Annotated in this window: 17 protein-coding genes; 2 read left to right on the top strand and 15 right to left on the bottom strand. The window is 61.3% G+C overall.

What is annotated here, in order from left to right:
- Positions 1 to 8: 8 nt before the first annotated feature.
- The 5 genes from FBZ99_RS11485 to FBZ99_RS11505 form a co-directional block, all read right to left on the bottom strand.
- Positions 9 to 740 (bottom strand): HAD family hydrolase, encoded by a 732-nt coding sequence (locus FBZ99_RS11485; protein WP_113420906.1) that lies wholly within the window; start codon positions 738 to 740, stop codon positions 9 to 11.
- A 12-nt stretch (positions 741 to 752) separates the two neighbouring features.
- Positions 753 to 2,072, bottom strand: a complete 1,320-nt coding sequence (gene waaA / locus FBZ99_RS11490; protein WP_113330962.1) for a lipid IV(A) 3-deoxy-D-manno-octulosonic acid transferase — start codon at positions 2,070 to 2,072, stop codon at positions 753 to 755.
- A 178-nt stretch (positions 2,073 to 2,250) separates the two neighbouring features.
- Positions 2,251 to 2,496: a DUF4170 domain-containing protein gene (locus tag FBZ99_RS11495; RefSeq protein WP_015338950.1), complete on the bottom strand. Its 246-nt coding sequence runs from the start codon at positions 2,494 to 2,496 to the stop codon at positions 2,251 to 2,253.
- A gap of 61 nt (positions 2,497 to 2,557) precedes the next feature.
- On the bottom strand, positions 2,558 to 3,364 hold the full coding sequence (locus FBZ99_RS11500) for a 3'(2'),5'-bisphosphate nucleotidase CysQ (RefSeq protein WP_113420907.1): 807 nt from the start codon (positions 3,362 to 3,364) through the stop codon (positions 2,558 to 2,560).
- A gap of 27 nt (positions 3,365 to 3,391) precedes the next feature.
- Positions 3,392 to 4,744, bottom strand: coding sequence for a TldD/PmbA family protein (locus tag FBZ99_RS11505; RefSeq protein ID WP_145633209.1), 1,353 nt, complete (start codon positions 4,742 to 4,744; stop codon positions 3,392 to 3,394).
- Between the two features lie 150 nt (positions 4,745 to 4,894).
- On the opposite strand from FBZ99_RS11505, the gene FBZ99_RS11510 reads away from it, so the two are divergent.
- Positions 4,895 to 6,715, top strand: coding sequence for a monovalent cation:proton antiporter-2 (CPA2) family protein (locus FBZ99_RS11510; RefSeq protein ID WP_113330959.1), 1,821 nt, complete (start codon positions 4,895 to 4,897; stop codon positions 6,713 to 6,715).
- Positions 6,716 to 6,769: 54 nt separating this feature from the next.
- On the opposite strand, the gene FBZ99_RS11515 is transcribed toward FBZ99_RS11510, so the two are convergent.
- Genes FBZ99_RS11515 through FBZ99_RS11525 form a run of 3 tightly spaced genes read right to left on the bottom strand, consistent with a single transcriptional unit; the run spans position 6,770 to position 10,179 of the window.
- Entirely contained in the window at positions 6,770 to 7,636 is an 867-nt protein-coding gene (locus FBZ99_RS11515) for a patatin-like phospholipase family protein (protein WP_113330958.1), read from the bottom strand.
- A 17-nt stretch (positions 7,637 to 7,653) separates the two neighbouring features.
- Positions 7,654 to 8,220 (bottom strand): 16S rRNA (guanine(966)-N(2))-methyltransferase RsmD, encoded by a 567-nt coding sequence (gene rsmD / locus FBZ99_RS11520; protein ID WP_113353844.1) that lies wholly within the window; start codon positions 8,218 to 8,220, stop codon positions 7,654 to 7,656.
- A gap of 6 nt (positions 8,221 to 8,226) precedes the next feature.
- Positions 8,227 to 10,179: a pseudouridine synthase gene (locus FBZ99_RS11525; protein ID WP_145633212.1), complete on the bottom strand. Its 1,953-nt coding sequence runs from the start codon at positions 10,177 to 10,179 to the stop codon at positions 8,227 to 8,229.
- A 72-nt stretch (positions 10,180 to 10,251) separates the two neighbouring features.
- Here FBZ99_RS11525 and FBZ99_RS11530 point away from each other — a divergent pair, with 72 nt between their 5' ends.
- The gene (locus FBZ99_RS11530) at positions 10,252 to 10,710 is read left to right on the top strand and encodes a nucleoside deaminase (protein ID WP_145633215.1); all 459 of its coding nucleotides are present in this window, start codon (positions 10,252 to 10,254) and stop codon (positions 10,708 to 10,710) included.
- A 97-nt stretch (positions 10,711 to 10,807) separates the two neighbouring features.
- On the opposite strand, the gene FBZ99_RS11535 is transcribed toward FBZ99_RS11530, so the two are convergent.
- From FBZ99_RS11535 to FBZ99_RS11565, 7 genes are all read right to left on the bottom strand, one after another.
- Positions 10,808 to 11,437 carry a hypothetical protein gene (locus FBZ99_RS11535; RefSeq protein ID WP_145633218.1) on the bottom strand — a complete coding sequence of 210 codons (630 nt, stop codon included), beginning with the start codon at positions 11,435 to 11,437 and terminating at the stop codon, positions 10,808 to 10,810.
- Positions 11,438 to 11,571: 134 nt separating this feature from the next.
- The gene (ileS, locus tag FBZ99_RS11540; protein ID WP_145633912.1) at positions 11,572 to 14,454 is read right to left on the bottom strand and encodes an isoleucine--tRNA ligase; all 2,883 of its coding nucleotides are present in this window, start codon (positions 14,452 to 14,454) and stop codon (positions 11,572 to 11,574) included.
- A 299-nt stretch (positions 14,455 to 14,753) separates the two neighbouring features.
- Entirely contained in the window at positions 14,754 to 16,229 is a 1,476-nt protein-coding gene (gene mctP, locus FBZ99_RS11545) for a monocarboxylate uptake permease MctP (protein WP_113421450.1), read from the bottom strand.
- Positions 16,219 to 16,416: a DUF3311 domain-containing protein gene (locus FBZ99_RS11550; protein ID WP_068391887.1), complete on the bottom strand. Its 198-nt coding sequence runs from the start codon at positions 16,414 to 16,416 to the stop codon at positions 16,219 to 16,221. Before FBZ99_RS11550 ends, mctP begins: the two co-directional genes overlap by 11 nt.
- Positions 16,417 to 16,683: 267 nt before the next feature.
- Complete coding sequence (locus FBZ99_RS11555; RefSeq protein WP_145633222.1) at positions 16,684 to 17,325, bottom strand: response regulator; 642 nt, start codon at positions 17,323 to 17,325, stop codon at positions 16,684 to 16,686.
- Positions 17,322 to 18,698, bottom strand: a complete 1,377-nt coding sequence (locus tag FBZ99_RS11560) for a cache domain-containing protein (protein WP_113330951.1) — start codon at positions 18,696 to 18,698, stop codon at positions 17,322 to 17,324. The genes FBZ99_RS11555 and FBZ99_RS11560 overlap by 4 nt, the downstream gene beginning before the upstream one ends.
- Before the next feature lie 145 nt (positions 18,699 to 18,843).
- Positions 18,844 to 19,827, bottom strand: coding sequence for a bifunctional riboflavin kinase/FAD synthetase (locus FBZ99_RS11565; protein WP_145633226.1), 984 nt, complete (start codon positions 19,825 to 19,827; stop codon positions 18,844 to 18,846).
- Positions 19,828 to 19,833: the final 6 nt, after the last annotated feature.

Here is a 19,833-nt window from a genome sequence, read left to right on the forward strand (position 1 = left end):
TGCCATGATCAGGCCGATTGCGCCACAGGCAAGAGCAGGCTTTCCAGCTCGGTAATGTCGTTGAGACAATAGTCGGAGCCCGCTGTCAGCGTTTCGCGCGAGCCGGTGCCCGTCAGCACGCCGACGGTCAGGCCCACACCGGCATTGCGGCCCATGTGGAGATCATGATTATTGTCGCCGACGACGGCGACCTGTGCCGGCGAAAGGCCGGTCGCGGCGTAAAAGCCGAGCACCATTCCAGGCTCCGGCTTGGTGCCGAAGCCACTGTCGTAGCCGGCGATATAATCGACATAGTCGATGAAGCCGAAGCGGCGCGCCGTCTGGCGGATGGAGCGCTCATTATCGCTGGAGGCAACGCCGAGTTTGTAGCCGCGCTCATGCAGGCGCCGGAAGAAGGCGGCGAGATCTGTCACGGGCGAAGAGAAATCGGCTGCATGTGCAAAAAGCGCGTCGAGTTTTTCCACTAGCTCCGCGACATCCACTTTCGAGCCGGCGGCCACCAGCCCCTCGGAAATCTGCCTGGTATTGCCGGCAGCAAGCAGGCTGTCGGGCACAATGTGACCGGAAATCGGGTCCATGCCGCAGGCGGAGAGAAGGTGATCGGCGAGGATAGGATCGTCTTGAGCAGCGATGCGTGCGAGCTCACGATTGACCGGCAGCCAGCTCTGGTCATAGTCGAGCAACGTGCCGTCCTTGTCAAAAAGAATGCCCGCAATCGCTCCCAGCTTGGCCGCTGTCATGCCCTTCCCTTCTTATCCGTTCGCCATCGTCTTCGGCATCAGCCGTGCCTTGACCGAAAGCGGATTGATATAAGGCTCCAGCCCCTTCACCGTTGCTGCCAGTGCACCACGCATTTCATGCACGGCTGCGAAGCCGGCATCGATCATGCTGCGTCGTGCCGTGTCGTTGGTGAGCAAATAATGGACGCCGCGCGCCAGCATCTCGGTATCGCGCACCATGCGGGCGCTGCCGCGGCGGGCGAGCAGCTGATAGGAATCGCGGAAATTCTGGACATGACCGCCGGTCAAAATCGCGCAGCCGAGCATGGCCGGCTCAAGCGGATTCTGGCCGCCTTCATTGAACAGCGACTTGCCCATGAAGGCGACTTCGGTCATCCGCAGATAAAGCCCCATCTCACCTATGGTATCGCCAAGGAAGACATCGACATCCGACGAAAGGATATCGTTGCGAGTGCGGCGCGCCACTTTGAGACCCTGTTCCGCGAGCATAGCCTCGATCGCGTCGCTGCGCTCGGGATGGCGCGGCACGATGATGGTAAGCTGGCCGTTATGCTCCTTTAGCATCGAGTGGACGGAGGCTGCAGCACCCTCCTCGCCCTCGAAAGTGGAGACCGCGGCCCAGGTCTTGCGGTCGCCAATCTGCTTCATGTAGCCGGCGAGTGTCGGTGCATCATAGGACGGTGCATCCGTATCCACCTTGAGATTGCCCGATTTCAGAACCTGCAAAGCGCCAAGATCGCGGAAGCGTTCGGCGTCGAGGTCGGACTGGGCCACGACCAGCGCCAGATTTTCAAACAACGCCTCGGCAAGCGAGAGATGCCGGCTCCAGCGTTCAAAGGATCGATCCGACATGCGGGCGTTGACGAGGATCTGCGGAATGCGCTTGCGGCCAAGCTCCATGATCGTTGTCGGCCAGATCTCGGATTCGGCAAAAATGGCGCAATCGGGCTGCCAGTAGTCGAGGAAGCGCTTGATGGCGGGCTTGAGATCGAGCGGCACGTATTGATGGATGACCTCTTCGCCAAGACGTTGCTGCGCAACCTTGGCCGAGGTCATCGTGCCCGTCGTCAGGATAACGTGAATGTCGCGGCGACGGATCTCGCGGATCAACGGAATGACGGCCGAGGTTTCCCCCACGCTCGCGGCATGGAACCAGATCAACGGCCCCTGCGGGCGGTTGGCGCTCGCATAACCCGAGCGCTCCAGTTTGCGGGAACTATCTTCCTTGCCCTTGGCCGCGCGAACCGCGAGATAAGGCCCGATGAATGGATAGACTGCGATTCCGCCAAAGCGATAGGCGCTCAAGGCAAGACGCGCCCTGAGGCTACTCATTTCGTTCGCCTCCTATCCCAGCTGATCACCATCAATGCCAAATCCCGATTATCAACCGGCCGAATAAACAGCCGAATTTTCGTTCTTATTGTGTCAAAGATACTGCTTCATGACCGGATTTAAAGCGACGGGGCTGTACCGGATAGAGATATCAAATGCAAAATTCGGTGCGAGGCGCTTAGGATGCCGCTTTTTCCTGCGGATCGAGCAAGCGATGCAGATGGACAATGAAATAACGCATATGGGCATTGTCAACGGTCTGCTGCGCCTTGGACTTCCATGCCACCAGCGCGCTTGCATAGTCGGGATACATGCCGACGATATCGAGCTCGTTGAGATTGCGGAACTGGACCTCTTCGAGGTTTTCCAATTCACCGCCGAAGACAAGGTGCAGGAGCTGCTTTTTGCCGCTGGTATCAGTCATTTTCGTCTCTTTCTACTGTCGTCCCCCTCCGTCCTTCATCTGCGGGATTTTGACGGAAAGGTCAACCGTCTCGTCGGTTCGATAGTTGATGGAGAAACTCCGGTAATTGCGATGCCGATGCGCCGCAAAGCTCGTCATGCGATACTTCGGCGCGATTGTAGCTGAGGGTATTGCCCGAAAGGTCCACGAGCGCGCCGCCGGCCCGCTCCAGAATGAGATCGGCGGCGGCCAGATCCCAGTCATGCGAGTTGCGCTTGACGATCGTTCCTTCGAGGCGCCCGTCCGCCACCATGGCGAGGCGATAGGCAAGTGACGGCACGTGCTTCACCCGCTCGACCGTCTTGCGGAAATCCGGATCGACGCCCTTCAGCATATCCTCGCCGGTCGCCAGCCGATGGATGTCATCACCGACTCTCTGAGACACGCGGATCGGCTTGCCGTTCTTCAGGGCCTCCCCACCAGCCGTCGCCACGAAGAGCTCGTCAAGCGCCGGCGCGTAGAGCACGCCCGCCACAGGCCGCCCATCGGTGACGACGGCGACGCTGACGCACCAAAGATCCAGGCCCGCAAGAAATCCCCTGGTGCCGTCGATGGGATCGACGACGAAGACGGTCTCGTGCTTCAGACGCTCGGCATCGTCGTCGGTTTCCTCGGAAAGCCAGCCGTAGTCCGGGCGCGCCGAGCGCAATGTGACGGCAAGGCTTTCGTTCGCCGCAAAATCGGCAGCACTGACCGGGGACTGGCCGTTGTTCTTCCACCAGACCTCCGGCGATTGCCGGAAGAAACCGAGAGCGATCTTGCCCGCCTCGAGCGCGGCACCCACGATCAGGTTCACGTCGCTCAATTGGCCGGCCTTGCTATCGATCATTGATTAATTCCAATCTCCGCTCGTTTCTCAGCGGCCTGCCAGCGTCATGCCCTCAATGGCAAGCGTCGGAGCAGCGATGCCGAAATCGCGGTCGATGTCGTTTGCCGGCGTGACGCGCATGAACATGTCCTTCAGGTTGGAGGCGATCGTCACCTCTGAAACCGGGAAGGTCAATTCGCCGTTCTCGATCCAGAAACCGGTGGCGCCGCGGCTGTACTCGCCTGTTATCATGTTGACGCCCTGGCCGATCAACTCGGTAACATAGAAGCCGGTTCCGACGTTGCGGATCAGGTCCTCCGGCGAAATATCGCCCGGCTCCAGCGCCAGGTTGGTGGACGCGGGTGATACGGACGTACCACCGCGCACGCCGCGGCCGTTGGTCTTCAGTCCGCCGCCGATTTCCCGCGCGGTTGCCGTGGACAGGAACCAGGACTGCAGCACGCCGTCCTCGATCATGACGAGCCGCTTGCCCGATACGCCCTCGCCGTCGAAGGGGCGCGAGGATGGGCCACGCACGATCAGCGGATCGTCCGTGATCGAGAGGCCCGATTTCAGCACCTGCTGGCCCATCTTGTCGCGCAGGAAGCTGGTCTTGCGGGCGATGGAAGCGCCATTGATCGCGCCGGCAATATGGCCGACGAAGCCGCGGGCGACGCGCGGGTCGAAAACGACGGTGACGTTCTTGCCCGTCGGAACCTGGCGCGGATTGAGCCGTTTGACGACTCGTTCGCCGGCGCGGCGGCCGATCTCCCCGGCCGCATCAAGATCGGCGAAATAGAGGCGGCTGTCGAAATCATAGTCGCGCTCCATGCCGGTGCCTTCGCCAGCAATGACGCTGACGGAGCGCCCGAAGCGCGAGCCCATATAGTGGCCGGCAAAACCATGTGAGGTGACGAGCACGAGGCCGCCCATGCCGGCCGAAGCGCCGGCACCGGAAGAATTGGTGACGCCAGGAACAGCGAGTGCCGCAGCTTCGGTCGCAAGGGCCGCTTCGCGCAGCTGCTCCGTGGAGACCTCGGTCGGATCGAACAGTTCGAGGTCGGGATAGCTCTTGGCGAGATCCGCTTCGTCAGCGAGGCAGGCAAAGGGATCTTCCGGAGAAACCTTGGCCATGGCGACCGCGCGTTCGGCAAGAGCGTTGAGATCGAAGCCGGGATTGGCCGAAACACTCGCCACGCGATTGCCGACGAAGACCCTCAGCGAGAAGTCGTCGCTCTCGGAGGATTCCGTGCCTTCGACCTTGCCGAGACGGATGCTGACGGAATGGGCCCTCGACCGCACCACGACGGCATCGGCGGCATCCGCACCGGCTTTCCGGGCGAGGTCGATCAACTGGCTGGCACGGGAAAGCAGAGTGGCGGAATCGATTTCAGAGGTCATGACTTGGCCTTTCCTTCGCGTTCCATTTATTGTGCACTACATGAAGCATCAAGGGCGGCAAAGCCGATTCTTGTTCTAATCCCTTCACGCATGGTTGTTTATCATGATCATGCGTCGCAACACCGCCTGCCCGATAGAAAGAAACAGACGATGTCCGCCCCCAATACGCTTTTCACTGAAACCCTGCTGCTGCTCGGCGGTGCCGTCGTCACGGCGCCTATCTTCAAGAAACTGGGGCTTGGCACCGTGCTCGGCTATCTCGCCGCCGGCGTTGTGATCGGGCCGATTCTCCACAGCATCAGCGACAGCGAGGCCGTGCTGGCCGTGGCCGAACTCGGCGTCGTCTTCCTGCTCTTCATCATCGGCCTGGAACTGAAGCCGTCCCGCCTCTGGCAGATGCGCCGGGATATTTTCGGTCTCGGCACGGCACAGGTGGTTCTCAGCGGACTTGCGCTGATGGTGGCCGCCTATTTCGGGGGCATTGCCGGCTGGAAGGGCAGCATCATCATCGGCTTCGGCCTGGCGCTTTCCTCGACGGCGTTTGCGATGCAGATCCTCGAGCAACAGGGCGACGTCAACACGAAATACGGCCAGCGCTCCTTCTCGATGCTGCTGCTGCAGGATCTTGCCATCGTGCCGCTGCTGGCGCTGATCACCGTTCTCGACGGCGTGCAGGAAACCGCCAATCCACTGCCAAGTCTCGCCATTGCCATCGGCGCAGTGGCAGCGATGATCATCGCAGGGCGCTATCTGCTGACGCCGCTGTTTCAGGTGATCGCACGCACCGGCGCACGGGAAGCGATGATTGCCGCCGCCCTATTCGTCGTCATGGGATCGGCAACGCTGATGCAGCTTGCCGGCCTCTCCATGGCGATGGGTGCCTTCCTCTCCGGTGTGATGCTGGCCGAATCCTCCTATCGGCATGAGCTGGAAGCAGATATCGAGCCCTTCCGCGGCGTATTGCTCGCCATTTTCTTCATCGCAGTCGGCCTGTCACTGAAACTCGACGTCATCCTCGACAACTGGGTGATGATCGTGCTCGCCGTCCCGGTAATGATGGTCATCAAGGCGGTCGTGATCTATGCGCTCTGCCGGGTCGCAGGCTCACCGCACAATGATGCCGTCCGTATCGCGGGGCTGCTGCCGCAAGGCGGCGAATTCGGTTTCGTGCTCTTCAGCGCGGCCAGCGCCAGCGGCAATCTTTTCTCGGCGAACACGGCATCGATGCTGATCGCCATCGTGACACTATCGATGGCGCTGACACCGCTCAGTTCCGCGCTGGCGAAACGGCTGGTGAAGGGCGATACGCAGGAAGAGCTGGATGAGGATTTCGAAGGGGCCGGTTCCGATGTGCTGATGATCGGCTTTTCGCGTTTCGGTCAGATCGCCGCACAGATCCTGCTTGCCAGCGGTCGCGACGTGACCGTCATCGATTTCTCCGCCGACCGCATCCGCCAGGCATCGAGCTTCGGCTTCCGGATCTATTTCGGCGACGGCACACGCAAGGACGTGCTGCGCTCTGCTGGTATCGATCGCGCCAAGATCGTCGTCGTCAGCACGCATCTGCGCGAGGTGACGGACAAGATCGTCGAACTTGTGCAGACGGACTATCCGCATGCGCGCCTTTTCGTCCGCTCTTATGATCGTATTCACTCGATCGAACTGCGTCACAAGGGCGTGGATTATGAGCTGCGCGAGACGCTGGAATCCGGCCTGCTCTTCGGCCGCCGCACCCTGGAAGCACTTGGCGTCAGCGAAGCCGAGGCCTATGAAATCGGCGAGGATATCCGCAAGCGCGACGAGCAAAGGCTCGTACTACAGGTGAGCGAGGGCCTGCAGGCCGGGACAGACATGCTCTATTCGCGCCCGGTCAAGCCCGAACCGCTGGTCAAGCCGAAGCGTGCCGCCGACACTTACAGCGACGCCGACGATCTGGTGGCATTGCCACAAGAAGAGCCGGAGCGGGTTTAGTCGCTTCGTTTGCATAATCCTGGCGAAACACAGCCAGCGGCTTACTGGCGGATACTAATTCTTCGCGGTCATCACCCGGTCGAGCGCGAATTTCAGCTCGTCCTTGATGCCGGCCGACATGGCGAGAATGTCGCGCGCCTTCAGGAAATCGAGGACGCCGGTGCGGCCGACAGCGGGGCGCAGGAAGATTTGAGGTGCTTGCAGGCGCAGCTTCAGGGCAATATTGGACTGCATGGTGAGCTGGCCGGCACCGAACAGGCTCTCGATACGGTTCGGAACCTGTCGGCCACTGCCTTCCGGCCCGCCGACGACGTCGATGCCGATGATGATATCGGCAAGACCGGCCAAATGTTCATAAGGAACCGGATTCATGATACCGCCATCGATCATCACGCGATCTCCGAGCTTAACCGGCATGAATACGGCGGGAATGGCCGCAGAAGCGGCGAGCACGGGGAAGAGTTCGCCCTTCTCGATGACGACCTCCGCCTGGTCGTAATAATCGGTCGTGACCACCTTCAGCGGGATGTGCAGCTCGGAAAAGCTTTCCGGGATGGCCGGCGGCAGGAAGGTGCGCAGAATGCGTTCGAGATTGAATTGACCGAAGCGGATGCTGCGCATGCTGACCGGCCGCAGGCTCCAGATCTTGTTGAGAACGGCCGGGCGATTACCGACGGTTGCCAGGGTATAATCGCGGATCTCAGCACCGCTCATGCCGACGGCCATGGCCGCGCCCATGATCGAGCCGATGGAGGAGCCTGCTATGGCGACGGGGCGAATGCCGAGCTCGTCCAGCGCCTCTATGATATGAATATGGGCGAGACCGCGCGCACCGCCGCAGCCGAAGGCGACTGCGACGCTCGGCGTGCCGGAGGCGGCGAGCGGATAGTCGCTGCCGACGAAATCAGCATAATCGCCCATGTTGCTCTCCTCCTCCGTCAGGCCGCCAGCGGCTGGTAGCGGAAGAAATGCATCTTGCTGTCGCCGAAGGTTCGCTCCTCCAGAAACAGGAAATCCGATGGCGCGGCAATTGTGACATCGGCGCGCTCCTCGAGGATCGCCAGAGCACCCGGTACCAGCCAGCCACCGGCGGCAGCGGCTGCGAAAGCCTTCTCGCCCAGCCCCTTGCCGTATGGCGGATCGGCGAAGAGAAAATCGAAGGGTTCGAGATTGCCGACGCTGCCGAGGTCCGTCGCGTCACGACGCAGCATGCGCGTGCGGCCATGCAGGCCGAGCGCATCGATGTTCTCCCAGAGAAGGCCCCTGCCCTCGACGCTGCTTTCCACGAAGAGCACGTGACGGCAGCCCCGCGAGGCTGCCTCCAGCCCGACGGCGCCGGTGCCGGCAAAAACGTCCATCATCCGCGTGCCATCGATGGCCTCGGGATAGGCGTGGTTCAGAATGTTGAACAGGCTTTCGCGCGTGCGATCCGCCGTCGGACGAATATCGTTCGACTTCGGCGTTGCAAGCGAGCGACCGCGAAACTCACCGCCGACGATCCTCACCGCGCGTCAGCCCCTGCCGCCCTTGGGGCCGCCCCTGCCGGGGCCACCCCGACCGGAACCGCCGCGCGGACCGCCGGATGGGCGACCTGCGCCACCCGGCTTGCCGCCAAAGCCACGCGAGCCACCGGGCTTTCCGCCCGGCTTACCGCCAAAGGATTTGCCGCCAGGCTTCTTGCCGAAGGGCTTGCCGGCCGGCCGATCGCCGAAGGAACGTTCGCCCTGAGGACGATCACCGAAGGGTCGGTCACCACGGGGCGGACGATCACCAAACGGGCGATCGCCGCGGGGGCGTTCGGAGCGCTGTTCACCGCCGAAAGACTTGCTACGCGGACGCTCGTCTCCCTCGGCACGCGGACGCCGGTCGCCACGAGGCTTGTCGCCGAAAGGCCGGTCACCGCGAGCAGGTCGATCTCCGAAGGACCGTTCGGAGCGGGCTTCACCCTGGAAGGACTTCGCACGAGGACGGTCACCACTCTCCGACCGAGAACTGCGTTCGCCGCGCGGACGATCGCCAAACGCCCGATCGCCGCGGGGACGATCACCAAACGGTCGTTCCCCACGGGCGGGACGATCACCCTGGGGGCGATCGCCGCGCGAGCGCTTGCGATCGAAGCCCTCGTCGTCGCCACGCGACCTGCGCGGCGCTTCCTCGCTCGAACGAATCCATTCGCCATCGCCTTCGTCGACGCGATTGATGCGGACGCGCGGGCCTTCGTCTGGACGGTCGAAGCCGCTGCGCTGTGGGCGTTCAATCTCGCCACGGCGGAAGGTGGTCTTTGCATTCTTGGCGGCCTTCGCTGCCGCCTTTTCACCGAGCGGGCGGGCGCCTGGCGCCATCCAGACGTTGGCGCTGCGGCGCGGGCCGAGCGACTGGCGCTTCGCCCGGTCGTCGTCCTTGTGGCCGCCTTCGCGGCGATCATCACGCTTGGCATCGCGCTTGGTGTCCAGACGGCTCAAGGCGCGCTCGCGCTTATCCTCGGGACGCTCGCGACGCGGGCGCTCTTCCTTGGCCGTGCGAGCCGGCTTCCCAGCATCCGCCTCTTCCGGCTCGGCCACGGCCGGGGCGTTATAGAGCGGCGCATCGAAATTCGCCTTGGCATCTTCGACTAGGCGCGGACCGAGCTGATCGCGCAGCGTGCGGCCGCGCACCTCGAGCACATGGCCTTCCGGCAACTCGCCGAGCTGGAACGGGCCATAGGAGATGCGGATCAGGCGATTGACCTCGAGGCCGAGCGCGCCGAGCACGTTCTTGATTTCGCGGTTCTTGCCTTCGCGCAGGCCCATGGTGATCCAGACGTTGGACCCTTGCGTGCGATCAAGCGTCGCGTCGATCGAGCCGTAAAGCACGCCGTCGACAGCAATGCCTTCCTTCAGCTTGTCGAGCGCTTCCTGATCGATCTCGCCATGAGCGCGCACGCGGTAGCGGCGCAGCCAGCCGGTGGTCGGCAATTCCAGAACGCGGGCAAGGCCGCCGTCATTGGTCAGCAGCAGCAAACCTTCGGTGTTGATATCGAGGCGGCCGATCGACATGACGCGCGGCAGTTCTTCCGGCAGGTTGTCGAAAACGGTTGGACGCCCTTCCGGATCGGCATTGGTGGTCACCAGGCCTGCCGGCTTGTGATAGAGCCACAGGCGGGTGCGCTCGATGCCGCGGATCGGCACGCCGTCGACCTCGATCTTGTCGGCGAGCGTCACATTGACCACGGGCGTATCGAGGAGCACGCCGTTGAGCTTGACGCGGCCATCCAGGATCATGCGCTCGATATCGCGGCGAGACGCCACGCCGGCGCGCGCCATCACCTTGGAAATGCGCTCGGCCTTTCCCTCCTCGACCGCGGTCGCTTCCGCAGCTTTAACGGCTGCGGCCTTCGCAGGCTTCGCGCCATCGCGCTTTATCGTCTTCTTGTCGCCAGCAAAGGGTTTAGACCCAGGCCGCTTGGGCTTGTCATTCATCGTCATTTGTTGTTTGCCTGAATTTTTAACGCGTGTTCCTATCAGGTCACGCCCTTGCGGTTAAGTGGAAAAACTTGAATGGCGGCTACAAATCAATTCATGGAGCTTGCTTTGGTCGAAGCGCGCCGCGCTGGAGAACGTGGCGAAGTGCCGATCGGCGCCGTCGTCGTGCTCGACAACAAGGTCATCGCGGCGGCCGGCAACCGCACTCGCGAGTTCAATGACGTCACCGCCCATGCCGAAATCGTCGCCATCCGCCTGGCCTGCGAGGAACTGGGCCAGGAACGTCTTGCGGGCGCCGATCTCTATGTGACGCTGGAACCCTGTACCATGTGCGCCGCTGCCATTTCGTTCGCGCGCATCCGCCGTCTCTATTATGGTGCCGAAGATCCGAAGGGCGGCGGTGTCGACAATGGCGTGCGCTTCTATCGTCAACCAACCTGTCATCATGCGCCGGAGGTCTATTCCGGCCTCGGCGAAACCGCATCCGCCGACATCCTCAGAGGTTTCTTCCAAGCGAAACGCTCCGAAGACTGAAAAAAGCGGCGCTGCAACACTTTAAAATTCTGCATAATTTTCCCTTAAATCGATTCCGATTTAAGGATTATGCAGCTGCCGCCGCCTTGAAATCTTTTTACTGGAAAGGCTTCCACCAGCTGCTGTTGTTGGTCTGCTGTGCGGCTTCGGCATCCTTCTTGCGCTTCTTTTCCTTCTTCGACTCGGGCGTGCCGAGATCGTTCAAAGCAGACTGATCGGATACCTGGCGATATTGCTGCGGCGGGTCGATCAGATAGCGACGCTGATCGATATAGGTGCCAGCCTGGTCCTGACGGGCAGCGCGATAGGCAGCGGTCTGCTGCGCTTCGCTCAGATGGTTCTTGGCGCTGTCGGCCTGAGCCAGCGGCGAGCGATAGTTGACGTCGTTCTTCTTCTCGTCGGCTTCTGCGGCAAGGCGCTTGCGGGCATCTTCCGGCGATTCCAGCCAGGCCGGGTTGTCCTTGCTGGCCAGCGACTGCTGCGGCTGAGTCAGGGTGTTCTTGTCGCCACCAATAACCAGACCAGGTCTGTTCGGGTATTTTACACCCTTGTCTTTCGGCGTTGCGGCAGAAACGGAGGCGATATCGCCGAGGTCATCGAGGAGCTGGACGCCGGCCGTCTTGTCGGTGCCGTAAGTCGGGCTGCTAAGGCAACCGGACATGGCGCCGCAGCCAACCACAAGTGCCGCCAAGCTGACGCCGACACGAACCTTATGCATCGCTCTCATGAAAACCCTTCCCAGCCATGCCGGAATAAACGCAATAGGACCCCATTCAACGGCAACTGCCGTAAAATTCTGGCCATTTTCAGGCAGCTTTTACCGGATGAACGCCGCAAAGGCAATTCATCCGGCAATTTTCTTCAGTTGATAGCTGCAAGCTCGCGGAGTGCCGCAGCGTCGCGCGCCGAGACATCCGGGTATTCCGGATCCGAGCCGACATCCGTGGTGATGCGCCACGAACGGGCGCATTTGCGGCCTTCGGCAAGCTTGGGCACGACGCTGACCTTCGCGTCGTCGTCGAGACGGAAGGCATCCGCAGGCCCCTGTTCGCCAAGGATGGTGATACCGGAGGTGATGCAGATTTCGGAGAAGTCCTGCCCTTCGAGCACCTTCAGCAGCTCGGGATCGGCGACATAGACCACCGGGGCAGCCTCCAGCGAGGAGCCGATGCGCTTGTCCTTGCGCTCGATTTCCAGAGCGCCGGTGACGACGCTGCGCACAGCGCGGATCTTCTTCCACTTCTCGGCCAGCGCCTCGTTCTTCCATTCGGCCGGAACGGTGACGAACTGCTCGAGATGAACGGAAACCGCCGACGGATTGCGCGAGAGCCAAGCCTCTTCCGTGGTGAAGGGCAGCATCGGCGCCAGCCACGTCACCATGCAATCGAAGATCGTGCGGATAACGGCGAGAGCGGCACGGCGGCGCAGGCTCGACGGCGCATCACAGTAGAGCGCATCCTTGCGAACGTCGAAGTAGAAGGCCGACAGCTCGACATTGGCGAAATCGATCAAGGCGCGGGCGATGCGCTTGAAGTCGAAGGCGTCGTAGCTTTCGCGCACCAGCTCGTCGAGCTCGGCGAGACGGTGCAGCATCAGCTGCTCAAGCTCCGGCATGTCGGCATAGGCGATCACTTCGCCCTTATCGTGCGCCAGCGTGCCGAGCATCCAGCGGATGGTGTTGCGCAGCTTGCGATAGGCATCGACATTGGTCTGGATGATAGCCTTGCCAAGGCGCTGATCTTCCCAGTAGTCCGTGGTCATGACCCAGAGGCGCAGGATATCGGCGCCAGCGTCCTTCATCACGTCCTGCGGGGCAACGACGTTGCCGAGCGACTTCGACTGTTTGCGGCCCTGTTCGTCCATGGTGAAGCCATGCGTGACGACCGTATCGTAAGGCGCACGGCCGCGGGTCGCGGCACTTTCGAGCAGCGACGAGTGGAACCAGCCGCGATGCTGGTCGGAGCCTTCGAGATAGACATCCGCCGGCCACTTCAGGTCCGGGCGGTCTTCCAGCGTGAAGGTGTGGGTCGAACCGGAATCGAACCATACGTCGAGGATGTCCATGACCTGCGTCCAGGGCTCGTTGGCCTTCTCGCCAAGGAAGCGCTCGCGCGCGCCTTCCGCGAACCAGGCATCGGCGCCTTCCTGCTCGAAAGCCTCGAGGATACGGGCATTCACGCCGTCATCCTGCAGGATGTTGCCCTGCTCGTCGACGAAGATCGCGATCGGCACGCCCCAGGCGCGCTGGCGCGACAACACCCAATCCGGGCGCTGTTCGATCATGGCGCGCAGGCGGTTCTGGCCGGCAGCCGGCACGAAGCGGGTGTCGTGGATCGCCTTCAAGGCGCGCGAACGCAGCGTCGAACCGTCAGCGAAGTCCTTGTCCATATAGACGAACCACTGCGGCGTGTTGCGGAAAATGACCGGCTTTTTCGACCGCCAGGAATGCGGATAGGAATGCTTCAGCCTGCCGCGCGCAAACAGCGTGTTCGTCTCGATCAGCGCCTTGATGACGAGATCGTTGGCATTGCCCTTCTTGCCGTTGTCGTCCATGACGCGGCCGCCTTCGAAGCCGGGGGCATCGGCGGTGTAGAAGCCTGCGTCATCGACCGGGAACGGGATGGCGGAGGAGATGCCACGCTTTTCGAGGTCGCGTGCATGCGACATCCAGGCATCAAAGTCCTCGCGGCCGTGGCTGGGTGCGGTGTGCACGAAGCCCGTACCGGCATCATCGGTGACGTGATCGCCATCGAGCAGCGGCACCTTGAAGCCATAACCGAGCGAGACAAGCGGGTGCGAGCAGGTGACTGCGGCCAGATCGGCAGCGGTCACATCCGCCAGTCGCTTGTATTGCAGCTTTGCCTTGGCGAAGGATTCCTCGGCGAGCTTGTCGGCAAAGATCAGCTTCTCGCCGGGACGCGGACCGAAATCATTGGCGGCTTCCGTGACCTCATAGAGGCCATAGGACACGCGCGAGGAGTATGCGATCGCGCGATTACCGGGGATCGTCCAGGGAGTGGTCGTCCAGATGACGACGAAGGCACCGGCGAGATGCGCCGGGCCTTCAGCCACCGGGAACTTCACCCAGATCGTGTCACTCTCGACATCGGCATATTCGACTTCGGCTTCGGCAAGCGCCGTGCGCTCGACCACCGACCACATGACCGGCTTGGAGCCGCGATAAAGCTGACCGGTACGGGCAATCTTCAGAAGCTCGCCGGCGATGCGGGATTCCGCATGGAAGTTCATGGTGAGATAGGGATTGTCGAAATCGCCCGTAATGCCCAAACGCTTGAACTCCTCGGACTGGATCTTGATCCAGCCGGCAGCGAAGTCGCGGCACTCCTGGCGAAACTCGTTCACCGGAACTTCGTCCTTGTTCTTGCCCTTCTCACGGTACTTTTCCTCGATCTTCCATTCGATCGGCAGACCGTGGCAATCCCAGCCGGGAACGTAGTTGCTGTCATAGCCGCGCATCTGAAACGAGCGGGTGATGACGTCCTTGAGGATCTTGTTGAGCGCATGGCCGATGTGGATATGGCCATTGGCGTAGGGCGGGCCGTCATGCAGCACGAACTTTTCGCGGCCGACGGCGGAAGCGCGCAGCTTCTTATAAAGGTTCATCTCCTCCCAGCGCTTCACCAGTTCCGGCTCCTTCTGCGGCAGCCCGGCCCGCATCGGAAAATCGGTTTCCGGCAGGTAAAGGGTCTTGGAGTAATCCATCTTTTCAGCGGTATCGGTCATAGTCGTGACAATTGCCTCGGTGTCTCGGGCGTCTTGCGCCTGAACTGGCGCAGCCATATGGGGATTTTTCGGCGGCGGAAAGCGCCTCTTGAACGAGACGCCAAAAACCCGGACCTTCCGGCAGCTTAGAGCGCGCGGAAGGCCGGGCCAATAATTCGTATCGATAGGCTCAGCCGAAATTGGGTCATGGTCGCCGGTTCATAGGCGTTTTTTCCAAGGAAAGGAAGAGGAAACAACGCAGCCGGCATAGAGAATGGCCGCGAACGTTTCCATCCGCGGCCATATGGGCATTGTTCGGATCAGGCCCGTGCTTCCGCCCGCGCCGGCATCACCGCATTGACGATGATCGCCACGACGATATTGGCAAGAAGCGCCAGCAGTCCGGTGTAGACAGTGAAACCCGCTTCGCCGAGGGGGACCATATGCAGCGGCTTCCAGCCGGCATCCCAGACGAGATAGGTGCCGCCAAAGAAGCCGACGAACCAGCCGACAAGCAGAGCCGGCGCACGGAACCACTTGGTGTAGAGGCCGAAGACCAGGGCCGGCAGCGTCTGCAGAATCCAGATGCCGCCGAGCAGCTGGAGATCGAGCGCGAATTGCGTCGGCAGGAAAATGATGACCAGAAGTGCGCCGATCTTGACGACGAGCGAGGTCATCTTGGCAACCTTTGCCTCGCCGGCATCGGAAACCTGCGGATCGACATAGGCCTTCCAGAAGTTGCGGGTGAAGAGATTGGCAGCGCCAATGCTCATCACGGCCGCGGGAACCAGCGCGCCGATGGCGATGGCCGCGAAGGCGAAACCTGCAAACCAGCTCGAGAAGAGCGTCTGGAATAGCGCCGGAACGACATCGTTCGGGCTATCCAGCTTCAGTTGCGCCGCATGGCCCATATAGCCGAGCAGTGCCAGGAGACCGAGCAGCAGCGTATAGGCCGGCAGCAGCACCGCATTCTTGCGGATGGTATTACCGCTGTTGGAGGCGAAGATGCCGGTCAGCGTATGCGGATACATGAAGGCCGCCAGCGCCGAGCCGAGCGCCAAAGTCGCGTAGGCGACGTACTGGTTGCCGCCGAGCAGCAGGCTGCCTGCTCCCTTGGCCTTGAAATCCGCATCGGCGGCCGCAAAGACATTGGCATAACCACCGAGCTTGGCCGGAATGAGTGCGATCGCCGCGATCACCACGATATAGATCATGATGTCCTTGACGAAGGCAATCAGCGCCGGAGCGCGAAGGCCGGCCGAATAGGTATAGAGCGCCAGAATGATGAAGGCGACGGCAAGCGGCAATTCGCCATGAAGTCCGAGCGCCTTGAACACCGCCGTCATGCCGACGAGCTGCAGGGCAATGTAGGGCATGGTGGCGATGACGCCCGTCAGAGCGACCGCCAGTTCCAGCGCCCGCGAGCCATATTGCCCGTGGACGACATCGCCCGCCGTGACATAGCCGTGGTCCTTCGCACGCCTCCAGAGAAGCGGCATGACCATGAAGACGAACGGGTAGACGACGATCGTATAGGGCAGCGCGAAGAAGCCATAGGCACCGACCGTGTAGACCAGGGCTGGAACCGCGATGACCGTATAGGCGGTGTAAAAGTCGCCGCCGACGAGGAACCAGGTGATCCAGGTGCCGAAGGTGCGGCCGCCAAGACCCCATTCATCAATATGGGCAAGAGTCTTCGGTCGGCGCCAGCGGGCAGCGACAAAGCCCATGACGGTCACGAGGGCCAGGAAGAAGATGAAGACGGCAAGAGCTGTCGGATCGATATCAGTCATCATGGCGCATGCTCCGATAGGCGATCCAGGTCAGGAAGGCGGTGATCGGCACCCAGGCCAGCTGATACCAGTAGAAGAAGGGGAAACCCAACAGCACCGGATCGTGGCTGTTGTAGAAGGGGACCCAAAGCAAGCCTATGTAGGGAATGACGAGCAGCCAGCAGGCCGCCGTCCCGAAACGTTTGTCCATGTCCGATACCTCTCACGCGGTGTCTGCGCGCCACCTTGTTGCAGTTGTCAGAGTGGAAGGGGTGCATCAGTCTGCGATTGCAATGTAGGCCCTAGGACCGGAGCCGAGGAGCTTTGGCTATGCAGAGCCAGACCAACGAATGTGAATTCCTCCCAACGGCCCGCCTGCGGGCAGCCGCTGATAAAGTCCTACGGCGAGTCTACCATCCGAACAAGATATTAGCTGATGCGAAATCGTCAAACCTACCCAGAAGTGGGTAGGCGGACGTTAGCCCGCCGCGGTTGCGATGCCGTGGTCAAGCGCGTAGCGGATCAGACCGGCGGTCGTTGCGATGCCAAGCTTCTTCTTCAAATTCTTGCGATGCGTTTCCGCCGTCGCGGGCGTGATCTGAAGCTCTTCGGCAATCTCGCGATTACTCCTGCCTGTAACGATCAAGCCCAGAATGTGCCGCTCGCGCGGGGTCAGAGGATCAGCCTCATTTTGCGCCGTATCTGCCACCAGTATGTCGCGAACGCCGGACGAGAAATAAGTCCCGCCGGCTGCTACCGTCTCGATGGCGCAGACGACTTCATCCGTCGAAACATCCTTGAGGATATATCCGACCGCACCGCGCATGATCGACGAGGAGATGTATTCGCGGCTGTCATGCATGGACAGCATCACGATCCGCGTCTCCGGAAGCTCCCGGCGAAAGAGCTCGATCGCCTCGATACCGCTCAGCTTCGGCATATTGATATCCATCAAGGTAACCTGTGGGAGCGTCCGTCGTCCGACCTCCAGGCCGATCTGCGCAAGGTTTGCCGTCCCGACCACCTCTATGTGGTCGAACGTCTCCAGCACGGCTTTCAATCCGTCCAACACCACGGGATGATTGTCGATCAACAGAACACTGATCCTGTCGCTTTTCATGCCGCATCCACCTTTGCTCTTGGCGAGGCATTGGCCGATTTCGGCAGCATCGCAATCAGTGTCGTACCATCAGCCTTGCTCTGGACAAGAAGCAGGCCGCGGAAATGTGCCATCCGCTCCTGCATGTTCCTCAGCCCAAGTCCGCCTTTGCCGTCGCCAGTGCCGTCAAAACCAATGCCGTTGTCCGAAATTCTCAAGCGTGCGCGCCCACGATCACTCCAAAGTTTGATCGCAAGAACCGTCGCCCCGGAATGGCGCTCCACATTGTTCAAGGCCTCCTGCGCGACACGGTAGAGCGCGGTATTGGCTTCCGGCTTCAGCATGCTGGTGAAGCCGGAAGCCTCGATCTCGGTTGCGATGCCGGTCCGCTCGGCGAAATTGTTCGCGAGTGCGGTCAGCGCCGCCGTCAAGCCGAGATCATCCAGCACGCGGGGACGCAGATCATGCGAGAGCCGCCTGATGTCCTTGATTGCGCTGTTCAGAGTATCGATACCCTTCTCGATCGTCGTGGCGGCATCATCGACCTGGTTTCGTACCTTGCGGTTGGCAAGGTCCATGACATAGCGCACGCCGAGGAGATTCTGCGACACGCCATCGTGCAGTTCACGCGCAAGGCGGGCGCGTTCCTCCTCCTGCGTATCAATCACTCTTTGCGTCAGCTCCTTCAGCCGACCATCGGCCATGCGTCGCTCACGGAAGGTCAAGAGCATGCAAGTCGTGAAGACGACCAGAACAGCAGGGACGGCAATGAGTGTGACGACGACAAAGGTTCCTTTTATGTTTGCCCGCATGGCGGCATTGGCCGCAGCAGTCTGGGTAAAAATATCATCCAGATAGACGCCGGTTCCGACAACCCAGTGCCATTTATCAAGGCCGACAGCGAATGAGAGCTTATCGGCGACACGGCCGGTGGAAGGCTTCTCCCATTTGTACTGGTGCAGACCCCCGCCGGCTTTTGCGGTCTTGATGAGCTCCGCGATGACCTTGTCGCCGTCCGGATCGGTCAAATCGATCCAATTGCGCCCGTTACGAAATCTCTCGCGCGGATGAACGATGTTGTTGCCATCATAGTCGTAGACGAAGAAGTATCCGTCCGGGCCATAATCAAGCGACGTCAGGATCGCGGCTACCTTGTCCTTAGCGGCTTGATCGTCCGGGGCTGCGTCCCGATAGATCGCCTGAATGGCCGACACGGCAAGATTTGTAAGGTTGACGATCTCCGTTTCCTTCGCCCTCAGCATGTTCTGTTCGAAGGTCTCGATATTGCTCTTGGTAAGATTGGTCGACTGCCAGGTAATGAAGGCAGTGATTGCCAGGATCGAGATGACGAGAGGCGCGAGCGCGAGCGCAATAATCTGGTTGCGTAGTGTCAACGATTGCTCCTCCCAAAAACCGGCGCGGAACAATGATCCTTGTCGGGCATGAATTCAACAGTCTCTTGGCGGCGTTGATGTCAGCCCGAAATCGGAGCGATGATACGAGGCGGAAAACCTTTTCCACCCCATCACTTCGCGAATATCAGTCGAAGGCGATGACGCGATCAAGCTCGCCGAGCGGCTGGACGCCGGCAAGCAGCGCGCGCGCCTCATCCTCGTCCTTGCGGATCTGTGCGACCAGCGGGTCGAGACCTTCGAACTTCAGTTCGGGGCGGAGATAGCCGAAGAAAGAGACCGAACAGACCTGTCCGTAGAGATCGCCGCTGAAATCGAAGACAAAGGTCTCCAGCAGCGGCGCGCCGTTATCCGTCACCGTCGGACGCCGGCCGTAGCTGGCGACGCCATCGCGGACGATACCATCGGCCGTTCGGAAGCGAACCGCATAGATGCCTGCCCTCAGCGATGACTCTGGCGGCAGCTGCATATTTGCCGTAGGGAAGCCGAGCGTGCGGCCAAGCTTCTCGCCGCCGATAACGGGCGCCTGAACGGTATAGCGATAGCCAAGCAGACCGGCGGCTTGGGCGACATCGCCTTCCGCGAGCAGCGCACGAATGCGGCTCGACGAGATGACCTCCGTGTTTTCGTCGCGGAAGGCATCGATAAGCGTCACGCCGAAACCGTTGTGACTGCCGGCATTCATGAGGAAGGCGGGGCCTCCCTGGCGATCATGGCCGAAATGGAAATCGAAGCCAGTGACAACTTCCGACGCGTGCAGCCAGTCGATCAGGATCGAGTGGACGAACTCGTCCGCCGAACGCTGCGAGAAGGTGCGATCGAAGGGATATTCGATGACCGCGTTGAAGCCGAGCGCTTCGAGGAGACGTGCTCGAAGCGGCGCAGGCGTCAGACGGAAAACAGGCTGATCGGGCTTGAAGACGGTGCGCGGATGCGGCTCGAAGGTGAGCACCAGCGCCGGCACGCCGCGCTCCCTGGCGATCTCCAGCGCACGTGTCAGCACAGACTGATGGCCGCGGTGCACACCGTCGAAATTGCCGATGGCGACCACCCCGCCCTTCAGGGCATCGGGAAGCGGCTCGCGGGTTTCGTTGCGATGGAAAACGGTCATCGACTG

This window comes from Rhizobium sp. ERR 1071, from assembly GCF_007828675.1.
Taxonomy (GTDB): domain Bacteria; phylum Pseudomonadota; class Alphaproteobacteria; order Rhizobiales; family Rhizobiaceae; genus Rhizobium; species Rhizobium dioscoreae.